Annotated in this window: 18 protein-coding genes; 8 read left to right on the plus strand and 10 right to left on the minus strand. The window is 72.8% G+C overall.

Annotated features, from left to right (window positions below):
• Positions 1-5 precede the first annotated feature (5 nt).
• The 3 genes from ACIA8O_RS27290 to ACIA8O_RS27300 all read left to right on the plus strand — a co-directional run bounded on the left by ACIA8O_RS27290 (position 6) and on the right by ACIA8O_RS27300 (position 3,141).
• Positions 6-683 carry a DUF4386 family protein gene (locus tag ACIA8O_RS27290; protein ID WP_396296630.1) on the plus strand — a complete coding sequence of 226 codons (678 nt, stop codon included), beginning with the start codon at positions 6-8 and terminating at the stop codon, positions 681-683.
• Between the two features lie 9 nt (positions 684-692).
• On the plus strand, positions 693-1,355 hold the full coding sequence (locus ACIA8O_RS27295) for a response regulator (RefSeq protein ID WP_396296631.1): 663 nt from the start codon (positions 693-695) through the stop codon (positions 1,353-1,355).
• 454 nt (positions 1,356-1,809) lie between these two features.
• The gene (locus tag ACIA8O_RS27300) at positions 1,810-3,141 is read left to right on the plus strand and encodes an ATP-binding protein (protein ID WP_396296632.1); all 1,332 of its coding nucleotides are present in this window, start codon (positions 1,810-1,812) and stop codon (positions 3,139-3,141) included.
• Here ACIA8O_RS27300 and ACIA8O_RS27305 read toward each other — a convergent pair.
• From ACIA8O_RS27305 to ACIA8O_RS27315, 3 genes are read right to left on the minus strand one after another with little or no spacing between them, the layout of a single operon-like run.
• Positions 3,123-4,055, minus strand: coding sequence for a TAXI family TRAP transporter solute-binding subunit (locus ACIA8O_RS27305; protein WP_396296633.1), 933 nt, complete (start codon positions 4,053-4,055; stop codon positions 3,123-3,125). The genes ACIA8O_RS27300 and ACIA8O_RS27305 overlap by 19 nt on opposite strands.
• An 8-nt stretch (positions 4,056-4,063) precedes the next feature.
• Positions 4,064-4,588, minus strand: a complete 525-nt coding sequence (purE, locus tag ACIA8O_RS27310) for a 5-(carboxyamino)imidazole ribonucleotide mutase (RefSeq protein WP_396296634.1) — start codon at positions 4,586-4,588, stop codon at positions 4,064-4,066.
• Positions 4,585-5,676 carry a 5-(carboxyamino)imidazole ribonucleotide synthase gene (locus ACIA8O_RS27315; RefSeq protein ID WP_396296910.1) on the minus strand — a complete coding sequence of 364 codons (1,092 nt, stop codon included), beginning with the start codon at positions 5,674-5,676 and terminating at the stop codon, positions 4,585-4,587. The genes purE and ACIA8O_RS27315 overlap by 4 nt, the downstream gene beginning before the upstream one ends.
• 268 nt (positions 5,677-5,944) lie before the next feature.
• Between ACIA8O_RS27315 and ACIA8O_RS27320 the strand changes: the two genes are divergently transcribed.
• On the plus strand, positions 5,945-6,436 hold the full coding sequence (locus tag ACIA8O_RS27320; protein ID WP_396296635.1) for a GtrA family protein: 492 nt from the start codon (positions 5,945-5,947) through the stop codon (positions 6,434-6,436).
• 34 nt (positions 6,437-6,470) lie between these two features.
• Here ACIA8O_RS27320 and ACIA8O_RS27325 read toward each other — a convergent pair whose 3' ends face one another.
• Positions 6,471-7,718, minus strand: a complete 1,248-nt coding sequence (locus ACIA8O_RS27325) for an ATP-binding protein (RefSeq protein WP_396296636.1) — start codon at positions 7,716-7,718, stop codon at positions 6,471-6,473.
• Between the two features lie 51 nt (positions 7,719-7,769).
• Positions 7,770-8,444 carry a response regulator transcription factor gene (locus ACIA8O_RS27330; protein ID WP_345289390.1) on the minus strand — a complete coding sequence of 225 codons (675 nt, stop codon included), beginning with the start codon at positions 8,442-8,444 and terminating at the stop codon, positions 7,770-7,772.
• Between the two features lie 152 nt (positions 8,445-8,596).
• Between ACIA8O_RS27330 and ACIA8O_RS27335 the strand changes: the two genes are divergently transcribed.
• On the plus strand, positions 8,597-10,117 hold the full coding sequence (locus ACIA8O_RS27335; RefSeq protein ID WP_396296637.1) for a peptide MFS transporter: 1,521 nt from the start codon (positions 8,597-8,599) through the stop codon (positions 10,115-10,117).
• 223 nt (positions 10,118-10,340) lie between these two features.
• Positions 10,341-11,849 (plus strand): peptide MFS transporter, encoded by a 1,509-nt coding sequence (locus ACIA8O_RS27340; RefSeq protein WP_396296638.1) that lies wholly within the window; start codon positions 10,341-10,343, stop codon positions 11,847-11,849.
• Between the two features lie 72 nt (positions 11,850-11,921).
• On the opposite strand, the gene hutI is transcribed toward ACIA8O_RS27340, so the two are convergent.
• The 4 genes from hutI to hutU form a co-directional block, all read right to left on the minus strand.
• Positions 11,922-13,088: an imidazolonepropionase gene (gene hutI, locus ACIA8O_RS27345; RefSeq protein WP_396296639.1), complete on the minus strand. Its 1,167-nt coding sequence runs from the start codon at positions 13,086-13,088 to the stop codon at positions 11,922-11,924.
• An 87-nt stretch (positions 13,089-13,175) separates the two neighbouring features.
• Complete coding sequence (locus ACIA8O_RS27350) at positions 13,176-14,534, minus strand: formimidoylglutamate deiminase (protein ID WP_396296640.1); 1,359 nt, start codon at positions 14,532-14,534, stop codon at positions 13,176-13,178.
• Positions 14,525-15,709, minus strand: coding sequence for an allantoate amidohydrolase (locus ACIA8O_RS27355; protein WP_396296911.1), 1,185 nt, complete (start codon positions 15,707-15,709; stop codon positions 14,525-14,527). The genes ACIA8O_RS27350 and ACIA8O_RS27355 overlap by 10 nt, the downstream gene beginning before the upstream one ends.
• A 17-nt stretch (positions 15,710-15,726) precedes the next feature.
• On the minus strand, positions 15,727-17,400 hold the full coding sequence (gene hutU, locus ACIA8O_RS27360) for a urocanate hydratase (protein ID WP_396296641.1): 1,674 nt from the start codon (positions 17,398-17,400) through the stop codon (positions 15,727-15,729).
• A gap of 168 nt (positions 17,401-17,568) precedes the next feature.
• On the opposite strand from hutU, the gene ACIA8O_RS27365 reads away from it, so the two are divergent.
• Both ACIA8O_RS27365 and ACIA8O_RS27370 read left to right on the plus strand, forming a co-directional pair.
• A complete protein-coding gene (locus ACIA8O_RS27365) occupies positions 17,569-17,970 on the plus strand; it encodes a hypothetical protein (protein WP_396296642.1) in 402 nt (133 codons plus the stop codon).
• 133 nt (positions 17,971-18,103) lie between these two features.
• Positions 18,104-18,739 carry a hypothetical protein gene (locus ACIA8O_RS27370; protein ID WP_396296643.1) on the plus strand — a complete coding sequence of 212 codons (636 nt, stop codon included), beginning with the start codon at positions 18,104-18,106 and terminating at the stop codon, positions 18,737-18,739.
• A 2-nt stretch (positions 18,740-18,741) separates the two neighbouring features.
• Here ACIA8O_RS27370 and ACIA8O_RS27375 read toward each other — a convergent pair whose 3' ends face one another.
• Positions 18,742-19,080: a hypothetical protein gene (locus ACIA8O_RS27375; protein WP_396296644.1), complete on the minus strand. Its 339-nt coding sequence runs from the start codon at positions 19,078-19,080 to the stop codon at positions 18,742-18,744.
• Positions 19,081-19,121 lie beyond the last annotated feature (41 nt).

The following is a 19,121-nucleotide window of genomic DNA, read 5'->3' on the forward strand; positions in this document are numbered from 1 at the left end:
GAGCCATGTCCGCGAGATCCCCCCACGTCGTCACCGGCGCCCTGCTCGTCGGGGCCGCCCTGATCGCCAACACCGCCTTCGTGCTGCTGGGTTCGGCCTTCGAGTACCCGGACGTCCTCCAGCAGCCCGGCGAACAGGTACTGCTGCGCTTCCACGCGGACGCCCCGCTGATCGGCGGCCTGTTCGCCCTGCTCGCGGCCGGGGCCGCCCTGCTCGCGCCGATCGCCCTGCGGCTGGCCCGGCTGGGCGGCCCCCGCCGCCTGGCCCTCGGCGTCGCGGTCACCGGCGTGGCCGCGGCCGCCGTCCAGGTCGTCGGACTGCTGCGCTGGCCGCTGCTGGTGCCCTCGCTGGCCGGGCGGGTCGCCGACCACGCGGGAACGGCGGAGGCCGTGGAGCGGTTCGCGACCCTGAACACCGTGCTCGGTCAGGTGATCGGCGAGACCCTCGGCTACCTGCTCACGGCGGCCTGGACCGTCCTGGCCGTGCTCCTCCTCCGGCGCGGCGGCCTCGTCGGGCGCGCGTCGGGCGCGCTGGCACTGGTGGCGGTGCCGCTGATCCTCGCGGGGCTGCTGGTGCCGCTCGGCGTGCCCGGGGCCGGCCAGGCCAACTTCGCCGGGTACGTGCTCTGGAGCCTCTGGCTGATCTCCCTGGGCGTCACCCTGCTGCGCGCCCGCGACCTCTAGGGTGTGGGCATGCGGGTGCTCCTGGTCGAGGACGACGACCGGCTGGCGGCTGCGCTGATCCCGGCGCTGGCCCGGCACGGCCACCAAGTGGTGCGGGCGGCACGGGCCGACGACGCGCTGCGACTCAAGGACACCTGCGAGTTCGTCCTGCTCGACCTCGGGCTGCCCGACCTCGACGGGCTGGAGGCACTGCGGCGGCTGCGGCGGGTCTCCACGGTGCCGGTGATCGTGCTGACCGCCCGGACGGAGGAGCGGGACGTGCTGCGCGGCCTGCGGTCCGGAGCCGACGACTACCTGGCGAAGCCGTTCCGGACGGCGGAGTTGGTGGCGCGGATGGCGGCGGTGGTGCGGCGCGGCAGCCGCCCGCTGGCCGCCGCCGGGCCGGTGGTCGAGGCCGGCGACGTCCGGATCGACCTGACGGCCCGCCAGGTGCTGGTGGCCGGCACCGCGATCACCCTCACCCGCCGGGAGTTCGACGTCCTCGCCCTGCTGGCCCGGGAGCCCGGGGTGGTCCGCAGCCGCGAGGAGATCCTCGACGAACTCTGGGGCGACGTCCAACTCTCCGCCTCCCGCTCCCTCGACGTCCACGTGGCCGGCATCCGCGCCAAGACCGCCCGCCCCCACCTGATCCAGACCCTCCGCGCCACCGGCTACCGCCTGGCCACCGAATGAGGGATGAACATCGCCTGCGGCGGGCGGGGGAAGGACGGCCACGGCGGGCCGGCGAGGCGGCACGCGAGCGCCTGCGGCGGGCTGCGGGGCACGGGAGAGGCACCCGGGTGGCGTACCGCCTGCGGCGGGCCGGCGCGAGGCGGCCGGACGGCAGCGGGCGGCCGCTCCTGACGGCCCGTCGGCTCCGCCTCGCCCGCACACGCCCCCGCCCCGCGGACACCACCCGCGGCAGGTCGCCGCATGCGGCACGACCGTCCGCAATCGCCCGGGGCTCGGCCCACACCCGCTCCCGAAACTCCCCCCACCCCTGCCCGGAGGGCTGGTTCCACCTCGCCCGCACACCCTCCCACCCCGCTGCCACCACCCACGCGCACGCGGCACGCCTGTCCGCGATCGCCCGAGACCCGGCCCACACCCGCCCCCAGAACTCCTCCCGCCCCCGGCCGGAGGCGTGATGCAGCGGCGGTTGCTCGTGCTCCAGGGGTTGCTGATCGTGTGTCTGGTGGCGGCGTTGGCGGTGCCGTTGGCGTACGCCTACGCCTCGCACCGGACCGGCCAGTTGCTGCTGGCGCGGCGGGCGGATGCGACGCGGTTCGCGGAGTTGGCGGACCGGGCGTTGCGGGAGGGCGGGCCTTCGGGGTTGGGGGCGGAGGTGGAGCGGTACGCGGAGGTGTACGGGACGGCGGTGGAGGTCAGGGACCGGGACGGGGTGCTGATCGCGGGGCGGGCGGTCGGCGGCGGGGCCGCGCTGCGGCGGGCGCTGTCGGGGCGGACCACGGCGGAGCTGCCGCTCCTGACGCCGGGCGGACCGGAGACGGTGCTGGTGGCGGAGCCGGCCGGGCGGGACGGGCAGGTGTCGGGGGCGGTGGTGCTCCGGGTGCCGACCGCTTCGGCCCGGCGGGAGGTGGCCGTGGTCTGGGGGGCGCTGGCGGTCGGGGCGGTGCTGGCCCTGGCGGGATCGCTCGCGGCGGCCCGGCGGTTGGCCGGCTGGGTGCTCCGCCCGGTGGCCGAACTCGACGCCACCACCCGGGAGATCGCCGGGGGCCGGCTCGGGGCGCGGGTGTCGACCGTCCGCGGCCCGGTGGAGCTGCGCCGTCTGGAGGAGCGGTTCAACGCCATGGCGGACGCCATCTCGGCCGCGCTGGAGCGCCAGCGCGCCTTCGTGGCCGATGCCTCGCACGAGCTCCGCACCCCGCTCACCGTGCTCTCCCTCCGTCTGGAGAACCTGGAGCCGTACCTGACCGCCGACGGGCAGCCCGAGTACGCGGAGACGCTCGCCGAACTCGACCGGCTGGCGGCCCTGTTGGAGGACCTGCTGGCGCTGGCCCGGGTGGAGGCGGACGCCGGGCTGCCGGAGGAGGTCCCGGCCGGCGGGCTGCTCCCCCGGCTGGCCGGGTGGCAGGAGGTGTACGCGGCGCAGGGGTTGACCCTGGAGGCGGGTGAGGTCGAGGAGGCCCCGCTGCCCGCCGCCGTCGGCCGGATCGCGGACATCGCGCTCGACAACGCGGCCAAGTTCGTCCCGCCCGGCGGCCGGGTGGTGGTCTCGCTGACCGGCGGGGTCCTGCGGATCGCCGACGACGGCCCGGGCCTGACGGAGGAGGAGCGGGCGACCGCCCTCGGCCGGTTCTGGCGCGCGCCGGACCGCGGCAACGTCCCCGGCAGCGGCCTCGGCCTGGCCATCGCCGCCGAACTGGCCCGGAGCTGCGGTGCCGGGCTCGCGCTGCACGGGACCCGGCCCCACGGCCTCACCGTGGAGGTGCGGACCGCTCAGTACACCGAGCGGTAGTAGGCGGCCGCGCCCGGGTGCAGCGGCACGGCGCCCGTCCCGATCGCGTACCGCTCGTCCAGCCGGCTGCCGGGCGCGTCCGGGGCCAGCAGGTCGTCCCGGCGGCGGAACAGCACCTCGGTGACGGCCCGCACCACCCCGGCGTCCAGCCCGGCGGCGCAGAGCAGGTGGCTGGGGGTGCCCACGGTCGGGGTGGGCGAGGGCTGGCGGTAGCTGCCGGCCGGGATCGACACGCTCTCGTAGACCGGCCCGTAGGCCCGGCGCAGCGCGACCGCCGTCTCCGCCAGCGGGACCAGCCGGACGGGCGTGCGCTCGGCGAGTTCGGTGATGGCCGGGGTGGGCACCCCGCCGGACCAGAAGAAGGCGTCCAACTCCCCGGCCCGCAGCGCCGCGACGGACTCGGCGGTGCCGAGCAGCCGCACCTCGGCCCGCACCCCGGCGGCGGCCAGTGCCCGTTCGGCGACCACGGAGGTGCCGGACTCCTCGGCACCCAGGGAGACGCGCAGCCCGGCGAGTTGACCGACCGTCAGGACCGGGGAGGCCGAAGGGACCACCAGGTGCAGGTGGTTGAGGTAGAGCCGGGCGAGGGCGGCCACCGCCACCGGCCGGGCGAAGGCGCCGCGGCCGGCCACCGCGTCGGTGGCGCTGTCCGCCAGTGACAGGCCGAGTTCGGCGCCGCCGGTGTCGATCAGCCGCAGGTTCCGCACGCTGGCGGGGGTGGCGAGCACCTCGACGGTCAGCCCGGGGTGGGCCCGGTGGACCTCCTCGGCCAGCCGCCGCCCGAAGGTCCGGTACGGCCCGCCCTCGGGCCCGGCGGCCAGCCGCAGCGCGCCCCGCGGCCCGGAGACGGAACAGCCCGCCGTCACCGCGGCCGCGGCTCCCAGCAGGAGCGCGCGGCGCGGGACGGCGGGCAAAGGTGTTGCTACTTGCCGAAGCCGAAGGAGGTGGAGCCGGCGACCTTGGCGCGGAGCTTCTGGCCCTTCTCGGTGGCCTGGCGGTTCAGGTCGGCCTGGAACTCGGTCATCTTCTCGGTGAGTTCCTGGTCGAAGGCGGCCAGCATCCGGACCGCCAGCAGGCCCGCGTTGCGCGCACCGGCGATCGAGACGGTGGCGACCGGGACACCGGCCGGCATCTGGACGATCGACATCAGGCTGTCCATGCCGTCCAGGTAGCGCAGCGGCACCGGGACGCCGATGACCGGCAGCGGGGTGACCGAGGCCAGCATGCCCGGCAGGTGGGCGGCGCCGCCGGCGCCCGCGATGATCGCCTTCAGGCCGCGGGCCTGCGCCTGCTCGCCGTAGGTGACCATCTCGCGCGGCATCCGGTGGGCGGAGACCACGTCGACCTCGTAGGGGATCTCGAACTCGTCGAGCGCCTGGGCGGCGGCCTCCATCACGGGCCAGTCGGAGTCCGAACCCATCACGATGCCGACAAGGGGGCTGGTCATTCGGTGATCGTTCCTCGCAGGTAGGCGGCCGCGTGGCGGGCGCGCTCGCGGACGTCGTCGAGGTCGTCCCCGAAGACGTTGACGTGGCCGACCTTGCGGCCGGGCTTCACGTCCTTCCCGTACATGTGGATCTTCAGGCCCGGGTCGCGGGCCATGCAGTGCAGGAAGGCGTGGTACATGTCCGGGTAGTCGCCGCCGAGCACGTTGACCATGACGGTCCACTTGGCACGCGGGCGCGGGTCCCCGAGCGGGAGGTCGAGCACCGCGCGCAGGTGGTTCTCGAACTGCGAGGTGACGGAACCGTCCTGGGTCCAGTGGCCGGAGTTGTGCGGGCGCATGGCCAGCTCGTTGACCAGGATGCGGCCGTCCCGGGTCTGGAACAGCTCGACCGCCAGGTGGCCGGTGATGCCGAGCTCGCCGGCGATCCGCAGCGCGAGCTGCTGGGCCTCGTCGGAGAGCGCCGGGTCCAGGTCGGGGGCGGGGGCGGTCACCTCGGCGCAGACGCCGTTCTCCTGGACGCTCTCCACCACCGGGTAGGCGACGGCCTGACCACTGGGCGAGCGGACCACGTTGGCGGCCAGCTCGCGGACGAAGTCGACCTTCTCCTCCGCCAGCACCGGCACGCCGGCCAGGAACGGGGCGGCCGCCTCGGTCTCGTCGTCGACCACCCAGACGCCCTTGCCGTCGTAGCCGCCGCGGACGGTCTTGAGGACCACCGGGTAGCCGTCGCCCTCGTTCGCGAAGGCGGTCACGTCGGCCGGGTCGGCGACCAGGCGGTGGCGCGGGCAGGGGGCGCCGATGGAGTCCAGCTTGGCCCGCATCACGCCCTTGTCCTGGGCGTTCACCAGCGCGGACGGGTCCGGGCGGACGGCGATGCCCTCGGCCTGGAGCGCGCGCAGGTGCTCGGTCGGGACGTGCTCGTGGTCGAAGGTCACCACGTCGCAGTCGGCCGCGAAGCGGCGCAGCGTCTCGAGGTCGCGGTGGTCACCGAGGACCACGTCGGAGACCACCTGGGAGGCGGAGTCCTGCGGGGTGTCCGCCAGGAGCTTGAACCGGATGCCGAGCGGGACGCCCGCCTGGTGCATCATCCGGGCCAGCTGGCCGCCACCGATCACGCCCACCACTGGAAAATTCGCCTTGGCCGCAGAAGTCACCCGCCCAGGATATCCGGGCCGGTCACGGGGGTTGCACCGGCGGCCCCCGGTGTCGGGAGGCAGGGGGCAGCGGTGTATCAGGCGGGAGCGAGTAGCCTAGATGGCCGGGCCCGAAGCACACTGTCGGATGATGTGCATGCAGAGCGGCCTTGACCGGCCGCGCCCGTGTGCGCAGTCCTCTCGGCAGACATGGAGACCCCGGATGACGACCGACCCGAAGCCCTCGGTGATACAGAAGCTCATGGGGCTTCGCGGCGAGGCCTTGAAGTTCGCGCTGGTCGGCCTGAGCGGCGTCGGGGTCAACTTCCTCATCTTCTGGACCCTGATCACCGCCTTCGGCCTCGCCTCGGTGCGCTCGAACGTGATCGCCACCATGGTCGCCATCGGCACCAACTACCTCGGCTACCGCTACTGGCTCTACAAGGACCGGGACGCCACCTCGCGCCGGCGGGAGATCGTGCTCTTCCTGGTCTTCAGCGGCGCCGGCATGGTGATCGAGTCCGGCATCCTGGCGATCTCGGAGTACGGCCTCGGCTTCGACGGCGACATGCAGAAGATGGCCGCCAAGGTCCTCGGCCTGGGGGTCGGCACCGTGTTCCGCTTCTTCTCGTACCGCACCTGGGTCTTCAAGGCGATGCCCGAGCTGGCCGAGCCCGAGCTTGAGACCGAGCCCGTGCTGGTGGCCGCCAAGTAACGCGCGTTCCGGGAACGGGCCGTCTGACTCCTCGTCAGGCGGCCCGTTCCTCACTGCGCGTCAGGAACAGGGCGAAGACCGGGGGCTGGAGGGAGAGCAGCTCCAGGCGGGCGCCGTCCGCCTCGGCGAGGTCGCGGGCGACGGCCAGGCCGATGCCGGTGGAGTTGCGGCCGCTGACGGAGCGTTCGAAGACCCGGTTGCCGAGCTCGGTGGGAACGCCGGGGCCCTCGTCCTGGACCTCGGCGACCACCGAGCGGCCGGAGGGGCGGACCCGGAGGGTGACGGTGCCGGCGCCGTGCATCAGGGAGTTCTCGATCAGGGTGGCCAGCACCTGGGCCACCATGCCCGGGGTGCCGAGCACCGCGACGTCCCGCAGGCCCTCGACCCGCAGGGTGCGGCCGCTGCCGCGCATCGCCGGGCTCCACTCGGCCAACTGCTGGGTGATCACGTCGTCCAGCCGGAAGAGCACGGCGGTGGGGCTGCGCGGGTCGCGCTGGTTGGTGAGCAGCCGCTGCACCACGTCGGTGAGCCGCTCCACCTGCTGGAGCGCGATGGTGGACTCCTCCTTGACCGTCTCCGGCTCGCCGGCCAGCGCGTTGATCTCCTCCAGCCGCATGGAGAGGGCGGTCAGCGGGGTGCGCAGCTGGTGCGAGGCGTCGGCGGAGAGCCGGCGTTCGGCGGTGAGCATCCGGGCGATCCGCTCGGCGCTGGCGTCCAGCACCTCGGCCACCCGGTCCAGTTCGGGCACCCCGTAGCGGCGGTCGCGCGGGCGCGGGTCGCCGGAGCCGAGCCGCTCGGCGGTCTCGGCCAGGTCGGTGAGCGGGCGGGCCAGCCGCTTGGCCTGCCAGACCGCGAGGGCCACCGCCGCCTGGACGGCGAGCAGGGCCACCACGCCGAGCAGCAGCAGCATGTTGGCGATCTCGTGGTCCACCGGGCCGCGGGACTGCACCACGGTGACGGACTCGCCGTTGGCGCCGTACTCGGTGGCGCTGATCACCGGGCCCTCGGGGGCGCTGCCCGCGGTGAAGGTCTCCTGGCCGGGGACGGAGATGGAGACGTGGCCGCCCTCGGTGAGCTGCGAGGTGAACTTCTCCCCGGTGATCGGCTCGCCGGCGGCCAGCCGACTCTCCACCAGGCCGAGCACCCGGACCGCCTGGGCGTCCACCCGGGCGTCCGCGGCGTTGACGATGTTCTGCTTCTCGACCAGGGCGATCGGGACGCAGAACACCACCACCATCACCAGCACCACGCCGAGCAGGGAGTTGATCATCCGGCGCTTCACGCGGGCTGACTCCACATCAGTTCAAAACGGAGGGGTGGTTCTCTTGCGGGGTCAGTTCTTCTCGAAGCGGAAGCCGACGCCGCGGACGGTGGAGATGTAGCGGGGGTTGGCCGCGTCGTCCCCGAGCTTCTTGCGCAGCCAGGAGATGTGCATGTCCAGGGTCTTGGTCGAGGTCCACCAGGTGGTGTCCCAGACCTGGCGCATGATCTCCTCCCGGGTGACCACCCGCCCGGCGTCCCGGACCAGCACCCGGAGCAGCTCGAACTCCTTGGCGGAGAGGGTGAGTTCCTCCTCGCCCAGCCAGGCGCGGTGCGACTCGACGTCGATCTTCACGCCGTGCGCGCCGGTGGTCAGCTGGTCCACGTTGCCGCGGCGGAGCAGGGCCCGGACCCGGGCCAGCAGCTCGGCCAGCCGGAACGGCTTGGTGACGTAGTCGTCGGCGCCGGCGTCCAGGCCGACCACGGTGTCCACCTCGTCGGCGCGGGCGGTGAGCACCAGCACCGGGCAGGTGCGGCCCTCGGCGCGCAGCCGGCGGGCCACCTCCAGGCCGTCCATCTCGGGCAGGCCGAGGTCCAGCACGATCAGGTCGACGTCCTCGGTGAGCCCGGCCGCCAGGGCGCCGGGGCCCTCCTCGCGGACCAGGACCTCGTAGCCCTCCCGCCGCAACGCTCGGGCCAGCGGTTCGGAGATCGCCGGGTCGTCCTCGGCCAGCAGCACACAGGTCATGACGCAGATGGTAGTCCGAGCCGGGCGCGGAGATCAGGGCCCCGGCCCGGGCCGCCGCGCCCGGTCGGACCAACCCCGGCCCGGCCATCGCGCCTGACGGCCCGTCGGCTCCTACCGTGGCGGGGTCGGGGACTGTTCTCGGGAGGATGCGGATGGCCGGCGGGACCGAGCTGCGCGACGTACCGGAGCCGGCCCCGGCCTCGGGGGCGCCGCCAGAGGACGAGCACGCGTTCTTCGGGCACCCGCGCGGGCTGGCCACGCTCTTCATGACCGAGCTGTGGGAGCGGTTCAGCTTCTACGGAATGCGCTCGCTGCTGGTACTCTTCCTGGCGCTGCCCGCCGACCAGGGCGGGATCGGCCTGGACTCCGTGACGGCCGCCTCGGTCTACAGCGTCTACAACTCGCTGGTCTACATGCTGGCCATCCCGGGCGGCTGGATCGCCGACCGGCTGTGGGGCGCCCGGCGGGCGGTGCTGGTCGGCGGCCTGGTGATCATGGGCGGGCACTTCTCGCTGGCGGTGCCGTTCACCGCGACCTTCTGGTGCGGGCTGCTGCTGATCGCGCTGGGCACCGGCCTGCTGAAGCCGAACGTCTCGGCCATCGTCGGGCAGCTCTACCACCCGGACGACCCGCGCCGGGACGGCGGCTTCACCGTCTTCTACATGGCGATCAACATCGGCTCGTTCTTCGCCCCGCTGGTGGTCGGCACGGTCGGACAGAACGTCAGCTGGCACCTGGGCTTCTCGCTGGCCGGGGTGGGCATGGCGCTCGGCCTGGTGCAGTACGTCTGGGGGCGCCGCCACCTCGGCCACGCCGGGGCGGTGCCCGGACGGCCGGCCGAGCCGGCCGCCCGGCGGCGGGTGCTGCGGCTGTCGGCGCTCTGGGCGGGGGCCGCGGCGGTGTTCTTCGCGGTGGACGCGGGGGCCGGGTGGTTCTCGATCGGGCAGGTCGTCGACATCCTGGGGATCGTCGGGGTCGGGCTGCCCGCCTGGTACTTCACCCGGCTGCGGCGGGACCGGGAGCTGTCGGCGCTGGAGCGCAGCCGGATGTCGGCCTTCATGTGGTTCTTCATCGCGGCCGCGGTGTTCTGGATGATCTACGACCAGTCCGGCTCCACGCTGACCCAGTTCGCCACCGACGACACCGACCTCTCGGTCCTCGGCTTCCACTTCCCGTCCAGCTGGTTCCAGTCGGTGAACCCGCTCTTCATCATCCTGCTGGCCCCGGTCTTCGCCTGGCTCTGGCAGTGGCTGACGCTCCGTGACCGGAACCCGAGCGCGCCGGTGAAGTTCGCCCTGGGCCTGCTGCTGATCGGCGCCTCCTTCGGCCTGATGGGCCTGGCCGAGCTGGCCGCCTCGGGCGGGCAGAAGGTCTCGCCGTTCTGGCTGGTCGGGGTCTACTTCGTGCAGACGGTGGCCGAACTGACGCTCTCGCCGGTCGGGCTCTCGCTGACCACCAAGCTGGCCCCGGCCAAGTACGTCAGCCAGCTGCTCGGGCTCTGGTTCCTGGCCACCGCGACCGGGGACGCGGTGGCGGGGTGGACCATCCGGCTCCAGCAGGTGGTGAGCGCGGACGCCTACTTCTACCTGCAGGGGGCGCTGGCGGCGCTCTGCGGGATGGCGGTCTGGCTGGCCGCCGGGCGGATTCGTGACCTGATGGGGGCTGTGAAGTAGTTCACAGAGGGTGATCATCGGAACCGAACCGCCAACCCACCGTTTCGACGAAGGATGCGCTGGTTCACCTTGGATTCAGTTGAAGTTTTCCGTTGTTAGCATGGATTCGCCATCCCTTCTTTATTCGGACATTGGGTTCATCCCACGGCTTCTCGTCTGATAGTGGGAGAAACCGCCACGTACAGTGGCCTGGTCCATCGCACGTCAGCAAGGAACCCCACTCATGGCGTCAAGCACTCTGGCCGCCGGCATCGCGCCGACCCCCACCGGCAGCGGCAAGACCTTCTTCGGGCATCCCCGCGGACTCGCCACCCTCTTCATGACGGAGATGTGGGAGCGGTTCAGCTTCTACGGGATGCGCGCCCTGCTCGTCCTCTACATGGGCGCGAGCGTCACCGAGGGCGGCCTCGGCATGAAGGCGGCCGTGGCGGGCGCGGTCTACAGCGTCTACAACGCCATGGTCTACCTGCTCGCGCTGCCCGGCGGCTGGATCGCCGACCGCTTCCTGGGTGCCCGCAAGACCGTCGCGCTCGGCGGGGCGATCATCATGGCCGGCCACTTCGCGCTCGCGCTGCCGTCCAAGGCGGTCTTCTTCGCCGGGCTCGGCCTGATCGCGATCGGCTCCGGCCTGCTCAAGGCCAACATCTCCACCATGGTCGGCCACCTCTACGACGGGCCCAACGACCCGCGCCGGGACGGCGGCTTCACCATCTTCTACATGGGCATCAACCTCGGTGCCTTCGTCGCCCCGCTGGTGATCGGCACCGTCGGCCAGAAGGTCGACTGGCACCTGGGCTTCGCGCTGGCCGGCGTGGGCATGGCGCTGGGCCTGCTCCAGTACCTGCTGGGCAGCCGTCACCTGAGCGACAAGAGCAGCGTGGTGGCCTCCCCGATGCCCGCCGCCGAGAAGCGCGCGGTGCTGCGCAAGGCCGGCTTCTGGGCCGCCCTGGCCGTCGCCTTCTACGCCGTGGTCGCGGCCACCGGGCACCTGACCGTCAACTGGGTCACCTGGCCGCTGTCGATCGCCGGCATCGCCGTCCCGGTGCTCTACTTCTCCCGCATCCGCCGGGACAAGGACCTCACCTCGGACGAGAAGTCCAAGATGAGCGGCTACGTCTGGTTCTTCGTGGCGGCCGCGATCTTCTGGATGATCTACGACCAGTCCGGCTCCACGCTGAACCTGTTCGCCGAGAACAACACCTCGCTGAGCGTCCTGGGCTGGGACTTCCCGTCCAGCTGGTTCCAGTCGCTGAACCCGCTCTACATCATGGCGCTGGCCCCGGTCTTCGCCTGGCTCTGGGTCTCGCTGGACCGCCGCCGCCGCAACCCCTCCACCACCGCGAAGTTCGCCTTCGGCCTGCTGATGGTCGGCGGCTCCTTCCTGGTGATGATGCTGGCGATGGCCGCCGCCACCGGCGGCGCCAAGGTCACCCCGCTCTGGCTGGCCACCGTCTACCTGATCCAGACCGTCGGCGAGCTCACCCTCTCCCCGGTCGGACTCTCCGTCACCACCAAGCTGGCGCCCGCCAAGTACGCCAGCCAGATGATGGGCATCTGGTTCCTCGCCGTCACAGCCGGCGACTGCACCGCCGCCGTGGTGCAGCTGATGGTCGGCGACGCCACCGGCTCCACCTGGTACTTCGCCTCGCAGGGCCTGCTGGCGGTGCTGGCCGGCGCGGCGCTGATGATGTACCGCAGGAAGGTCAACCGGCTGATGGGCGACATCCGCTGACGGACCCCCGCACACGGGAGACCCCCGGAAGGCCGCGCGCCTCCGGGGGTCTCGTGCATCCGTGTACCCGCGTCAGACCGCGCGGACACCGTCCCGCCAGACCGCCGCGGTGAGCGGCACGCCCGGACGGTAGGCCAGGTGGACGTGCGAGGGGGCGTCCAGCAGCAGCAGGTCGGCCCGGGCGCCCGGGGCGATCAGGCCGACGTCGGTGCGGCGCAGCGCCCGGGCGCCGCCCGCGGTGGCGGCCCAGACGGCCTGATCCGGCGTCATGCCCATCTCGCGGACGGCGACGGCGATGCAGAAGGCCATCGAACTGGTGAAGCTGGAGCCCGGGTTGCAGTCCGTCGAGAGCGCGACGGTGGCGCCCGCGTCGAGCAGGCGGCGCGCGTCCGGATAGGGGGCGCGGGTGGAGAACTCCGCGCCGGGGAGCAGGGTGGCCACCGTGTCACCGCTCGCCAGGGCGTCCACGTCGGCGTCGGTCAGGTGGGTGCAGTGGTCGGCCGAGGCCGCGCCGAGCTCCACCGCGAGCTGCACGCCGGGGCCGTGGTGCAGCTGGTTGGCGTGCACCCGGGGGGTCAGGCCGCGGGCCATGCCGGCGGTCAGGATCTCCCGGGCCTGGTCGCCGTCGAAGGCGCCCTGCTCGCAGAAGACGTCCACCCAGCGGGCGTGCGGGGCACAGGCGTCCAGCATCTCGCCGGTCACCAGCGCCACGTACGCGGCCGGGTCCTCCTTGAACTCCGGCGCCACCACGTGCGCGCCGAGGTAGGTGGTCTCGGTGGTGTGCTTGGCCGCGATCCGCAGCGCGCGGGCCTCGTCCTCCACCGTCAGGCCGTAGCCGGACTTGCACTCGATGGTGGTGGTGCCCTGGCGCAGCGCCTCGGTGACGAAGCGGGTGAGGTTGGCCTCCAGCTCCGCGTCGGTGGCGGCCCGGGTGGCGGCCACCGTGGTGCGGATGCCGCCGGCGGTGTAGGACTGGCCGCTCATCCGGGCGTTGAACTCGGCGGTGCGGTCCCCGGCGAAGACCAGGTGGGCGTGCGAGTCCACGAAGCCGGGCAGCAGCGCCCGGCCCTGGGCGTCGACGCGCTCGTCGGCGGCGGGGGCCCCGTCAGCCGGGCCGACCCAGGCGATCCGGCCGTCCTCGATCAGCACGGCGGCGTCGGTGAGCAGGCCGAGCGGGCCGCTGCCGTGGGACGGGTCGTTGGTGACGAGCGAGCCGACGTTGCCGATCAGGGTGCTCAAGTCGCGGGGCCTTTCGGGGAGTTGGGGTGAACGCCGAAAGGCGCGTGCCCGAGAGGATCAGCCCCTCTCGGGCACGCGCCGGTCAGTTTATCGCCGCAAGGTGGCGATTGTCGTGCTCAGCGCACGGGGGACGTCCGGGACGAGCTGGTGCCGCCCGTCCCTGACCACGTGCCGGCCGCCGACCACCAGGTGGCGGACGTCGGCGGCGGAGGCGGCGAAGACCGCCGTCTCCGCGCCCAGCTCGGGCGGCGGCCCGGCGGTGCGGACCGAGTCCAGCGCGACCACGGTGAAGTCCGCGAGCGCCCCGGCCTCGATCCGGCCGGCCTCCGGCCAGCCGAGCGAGGCGTGGCCGTCCTCGCCGCCGGCGCGCAGCAGCGCGTTGGCGGTCCAGTGGCCGCGGGTGCGGGTGCGCAGGCGCTCGTCCAGCTCCAGCGCCCGGGCCTCCTCCCACGGGTCGATCACCGCGTGGCTGTCGCTGCCCAGGGTGACCGGGCAACCCGCGCTCGCCAACTGCCGGGCGGGGCCGATGCCGTCGGCCAGGTCCCGCTCGGTGGTCGGGCACATGCAGATGTTCGTGGAGGAGTCCGAGAGCAGCCGGATGTCCTCCTCCGTCAGGTGGGTGGCGTGCACGGCCGAGGTGCGCGGGCCGAGCACCCCGTGGTCGGCCAGCAGCCTGGTCGGGGTGACGCCGTGCGCGGCCAGGCAGGCCTCGTTCTCGGCGGTCTGCTCGGAGAGGTGGACGTGCAGCGGCGCCCGCTCCCGCTCGCCCCACTGCGCCACGGTGCCCAACTGCCCGGCCGGGACGGCCCGGACGGAGTGCACCGCGGCGCCGATCCGGGCGTGCGCGGTCGGCTTGAGCGCGTCCACCCGCTCCGCCCAGGCCTCGGCGTCGCCGTCGCTGAACCGCAGCTGCGGTGCGGTCGGCTCGGCGCCGAAGCCCGAGGAGAGGTAGCAGGTGTCCAGCAGGGTGATCCGGATGCCGGCCCGGGCCGCGGCCTCGATCAGGGCGTGGCCCATCGCGTTCGGGTCGTCGTACCGGGCGCCGCCGGGGGCGTGGTGCAGGTAGTGGAACTCGCCCACCGCGCTGATCCCGGCCAGCGCCATCTCGGCGTAGACGGCGGTGGCCAGCTCCAGGTAGCTGTCCGGGTCCAGTGCGCCGGCGAACCGGTACATGGTGTCCCGCCAGGTCCAGAAGGTGCCCGAGCCGACCTGCACGCTGCCGCGCAGCGCGCGGTGGAAGGCGTGCGAGTGGGCGTTGGCCTGGCCCGGCAGCAGCAGCCCGTCGAGCCGGACCGCCCCGGGCGGGCAGGGCCCGCTGTCCGGGGTGACGGCGGTGAACCGGCCGTCGGCCACCGTGACCAGCACGTCCCGCTCCACGGCGGGGCCGCCGTCGTGCGGCAGCCAGGCGTACTCGGCCCAGTAGGTCTGCGCCTCGGTCACTGACACGCCAGGTCCTCCAGTACGTCGGCGAGCGCGGCCACGCCGGTCAGGCAGTCCGCCTCCTCGGCGTGCTCGGCCGGGGAGTGCGAGACGCCGCTCGGGTTCCGCACGAACAGCATGGCGGTCGGGATCTCGGACGCCAGGATCCCGGCGTCGTGTCCCGCGCCGGTCGGCAGCACCGGGACGCCGCCCAGTCGCTTGGCCAGCCGGTCGCGGAGCGGCCCGTCGAAGTCCACCACCGGCGTGTACGACTCCCGGGTCAGCTCGACCCGGACGCCGTCCAGCCCGCCGCGCGTGTACGCGGCCGCCCGGATCTCCTCGACCAGGGCGGTCAGGGTCTCCTCGTCGGCGGCCCGGGAGTCCAGCCAGCCGCGGATCAGCGAGGCGATGGCGTTGGTGCCGTTGGGCTCCACCGCAACCTTGCCGAAGGTGGCCAGCGCCCCGGCCAGCTCCGCCTTCTGACGTGCCGTCAGCACGGTGTCGGCGAAGGTCAGCATCGGGTCGCGGCGGTCCTCGATCCGGGTGGTCCCGGCGTGGTTGGCCTCGCCGTGGAAGTCGAAGCGCCAGCGGCCGTGCGGCCAGATCGCGCTGGCCACCCCGACCGGCCGGTCCTCCGTCAGGTACCGGCCCTGCTCGACGTGCAGCTCGACGAAGGCCCCGATCCGGCCCAGCCGGTCGTGGTCCGCGCCGATCAGCGCCGGGTCGTAGCCGGCCTTCTCCATCGCGTCGGGCAGCCGGACGCCGTCGGCGTCGCGCAGCTCGTACGCCTGCTCGCGGCCGAGCACCCCGGCGGTGAGGCGGGAGCCGATGCAGGCCACGCCGAACCGGGCGCCCTCCTCGTCACCGAAGTTGACGATCGCCAGCGGCTTGCTGAACTCGGCCTTGCGGGAACGGAGTTCGTCCAGCGCGGCGAAGGAGGAGACCACCCCGAGCGGGCCGTCGTAGGCGCCGCCGTCCGGGACGGAGTCCAGGTGCGAGCCGGTGACCACCGCACCCTCGCCCTGCGGGTCGCCCAGCCAGGCCCACTGGTTGCCGTTGCGGTCCAGCTCGTAATGCAGGCCGCGGGAGCGGGCCTGCTGCTCGAACCACGAACGGCACTCGGCGTCGGCGGAGTTCCAGGCGAAGCGGCGGTAGCCGCCGGAGGAGGCGGAGCGGCCCACGGGGAGCAGCTCCGCCCACATCTCCAGGAAGGAGTCGCTCACAGCTCGGCCATCGGCACGCGAACGCCGCGCTCGGCCGCCACCTCGGAGGCGCGGTCGTAGCCCGCGTCCACGTGGCGGATGACGCCCATGCCCGGGTCGTTGGTGAGCACCCGGCGGATCTTCTCGCCCGCCAGCGCGGTGCCGTCGGCCACCGTGACCTGGCCGGCGTGGATCGAACGGCCGATGCCGACGCCGCCGCCGTGGTGGATGGAGACCCAGGAGGCGCCGGAGGCGACGTTCACCATGGCGTTCAGCAGCGGCCAGTCGGCGATCGCGTCCGAGCCGTCCAGCATGGCCTCGGTCTCGCGGTACGGGGAGGCCACCGAACCGCAGTCCAGGTGGTCGCGGCCGATCACGATCGGGGCGCTCAGCTCGCCGGAGGCCACCATGTCGTTGAAGCGCTCGCCGGCCTTGTCGCGCTCGCCGTAGCCCAGCCAGCAGATGCGCGCCGGGAGGCCCTGGAAGTGCACCTTCTCCTGGGCCATCTTGATCCAGCGGTGCAGCGACTCGTTCTCCGGGAAGAGGTCGAGCACGGCCTTGTCGGTCTTGTAGATGTCCTGCGCGTCACCGGACAGCGCCGCCCAGCGGAACGGGCCCTTGCCCTCGCAGAACAGCGGCCGGATGTACGCCGGGACGAAGCCCGGGAACGCGAACGCCCGGTCGTAGCCCGCCAGCTGGGCCTCGCCGCGGATCGAGTTGCCGTAGTCGAAGACCTCGGCGCCGCGGTCCTGGAAGCCGACCATCGCCTCCACGTGACGGGCCATCGACTCCCGCGAGCGCTGGGTGAACTCGGCCGGCTTCTCGGCCGCGTAGCTCGCCATGTCCTCGAAGGCCACGCCGATCGGCAGGTAGCTCAGCGGGTCGTGGGCGCTGGTCTGGTCGGTGACGATGTCGATCGGCGCGTCCATCGCCAGCAGCTGCGGGAACATCTCCGCCGCGTTGCCCAGCACGCCGATGGAGAGCGGCTGCCGCTTGTCGCGGGCCTCGGTGGCCAGCTGGAGCGCGTGGTCGAGGTTCTTCGCCTCGACGTCCAGGTAGCGGTGCTCGATCCGGCGGGCGATCCGGGACGGGTCGCAGTCGATGCAGATCGCCACGCCGCCGTTCATGGTGACGGCGAGCGGCTGGGCGCCGCCCATGCCGCCGAGACCGGCGGTGAGGGTGATCGTCCCCTCCAGCGTGTTGTTGAACCGCTTGGCCGCGACGGCCCCGAAGGTCTCGTACGTACCCTGCAGGATGCCCTGGGTCCCGATGTAGATCCACGAACCGGCGGTCATCTGGCCGTACATGGTGAGCCCGAGGCTCTCCAGCCGGCGGAACTCCTCCCAGTTCGCCCAGTCGCCCACCAGGTTGGAGTTGGCGATCAGCACCCGCGGCGCCCACTCGTGCGTCTGCATCACGCCGACCGGGCGGCCGGACTGGACCAGCATGGTCTCGTCCTGCTTGAGGTTCTCCAGCGTGCGCACCATCGCGTCGAAGGAGCGCCAGTCGCGGGCCGCCTTGCCGGTGCCGCCGTAGACCACCAGCTTGGAGGGGTGCTCCGCCACCTCCGGGTCCAGGTTGTTCATCAGCATCCGCAGGGCGGCCTCCTGCTGCCACCCCTGCGTCGTCAGGTTGGTCCCGCGCGCCGCGCGCACCTCGCGCGGACCACTCCCCGCCTGCTGCTGCACCATGCTCCCGGCCTCCTTGCGGATGGATTCATTCAGTCTCTGTTCGACTGAATATATCCAATCACTACCGCCTCGAACAGGCCCCGTCGCGCACTCCATCCGCTTGCTTACAGCAAAGACAGTGCTGTAACTTCTGTTGCGCAGCGTGCGCATCACACGAAGGAGCCGACCGTGCCTCAGATAGAGATCGACGTCCAGACTGCCCGCGCACTGGAGTTCGCCGCGCGGATCGCGGGAGTGACTCCTGGTCAGGTGATCGCCCGCCTCGTGGAGCAGGCCAGCCTCCTGCCGGCCTCACCCGACAGCAAGACCGACGACAACCGGGTAGCGGTGCACGCGAACTACGACGGCCATCGCACCAACGCCCTCTTCGACCCGGCAACCCATCGGGTCGACATCGTGTCCGGCCCGCTCGAGAACAAGTCCTTCAAGAGCCCGACGGGAGCCGCCAGCGCCGTGGTCCACCACTACAACCCAACCGTCAGTACTGCCCGCAACGGCTGGTCGTTCTGGTTCCTCAGCGACAACACCGGCCGGATGCTCCAGACGATCCGCCACCAGGCAAACGGCTGAGAAAAGGCCGTGCCCCGGGTGGCTTGCAGAGCAGAGGCGGACCCGGGGCATACGCAATCAATGTACCAGCGCAGGGCAGTCCCGCAAGAGCGGCACAGAGCACGGGGGATACATGGACGAGTGGCCGGCTTGGATGCTCGAGGCTTACTCGGAGGCACGGCTGGCGCCGTACCTGCTGGCAGGCGGTTCGCCCACTCGGGCTGCCGCCCTCTACGTGTGGAACATCGAGGTATCCGCCGCCTTCGTCGGTCCGCTCAACTGCCTGGAGACCACGCTCCGGAACTCCGTGCACCGTGAACTCACCGCCAAGTACTCCGGCCCGCACTGGTGGCGGCGCGCTCCGCTCAATCCCCAGAGCACGCAGAAGATCACCGAGGCGGAGCAGAAGCTGACCAGGAGAGGCCGTCCCACCCCCGGGCCCGACTCCGTGGTGGCCGAGCTCTCCTTCGGCTTCTGGGTCTCCCTGCTGAGCCGGGCGTACGACCGGCACCTCTGGGTCCCGGCCCTGCACCGAGCCTTCCCGCACTTCTCGGGCCGTCGGCACGACCTCCACGACGCACTGACGTCGCTCCTGCTCTTCCGCAACCGGATCATGCACCACGAGCCGATCCACCACCGCGCGCTGGCGGACGACCATGCCAAGCTCTACCGAGTGCTCGGGTACCTCAGCCCTGGGGCGGCCGACGGCATCAAGGGCTTCGACCGGGTACCGGCCGTACTGCGCCATCGGGACGACACCTTGAGTGGCAGGCGGCAGCCCCGGTTCTGAGCTCAGGCCGCCTCGCCGTCGTCGCCCCAGGCGATGCCGAGGGCGGCCAGCCAGGCGCGGTCGGCCTCGTCGGGGGTCTGGGCGGGCCGGTCGGGCTGCTGGCGCTTGGGGCGGGGGATCTCCTGGACGGGGCCCAGGCCGTACTTCTCGGCGGTGGTGGCGGCGGCGCCCGGTTCGATGACGCCGACGTGGACGGCGGACTCGTCGCCCGGTTCGAGGACGGTGAGGTCGGGGTCGGGCGGCCGGCGGAGGGCGATCCGGCGGCCGCAGGTGGGGCAGGACCACTCGTCGGCGCCCGAGGCGAGCCGGCCGACCAGTTTCATCTCGTGGATGACGCGCATGGCTGAGCAGCACCCCCGTCCGGCCCCGGCGTGGGGCCTTG

It is taken from the genome of Kitasatospora sp. NPDC051853 (assembly GCF_044452665.1).
Lineage (GTDB): Bacteria > Actinomycetota > Actinomycetes > Streptomycetales > Streptomycetaceae > Kitasatospora.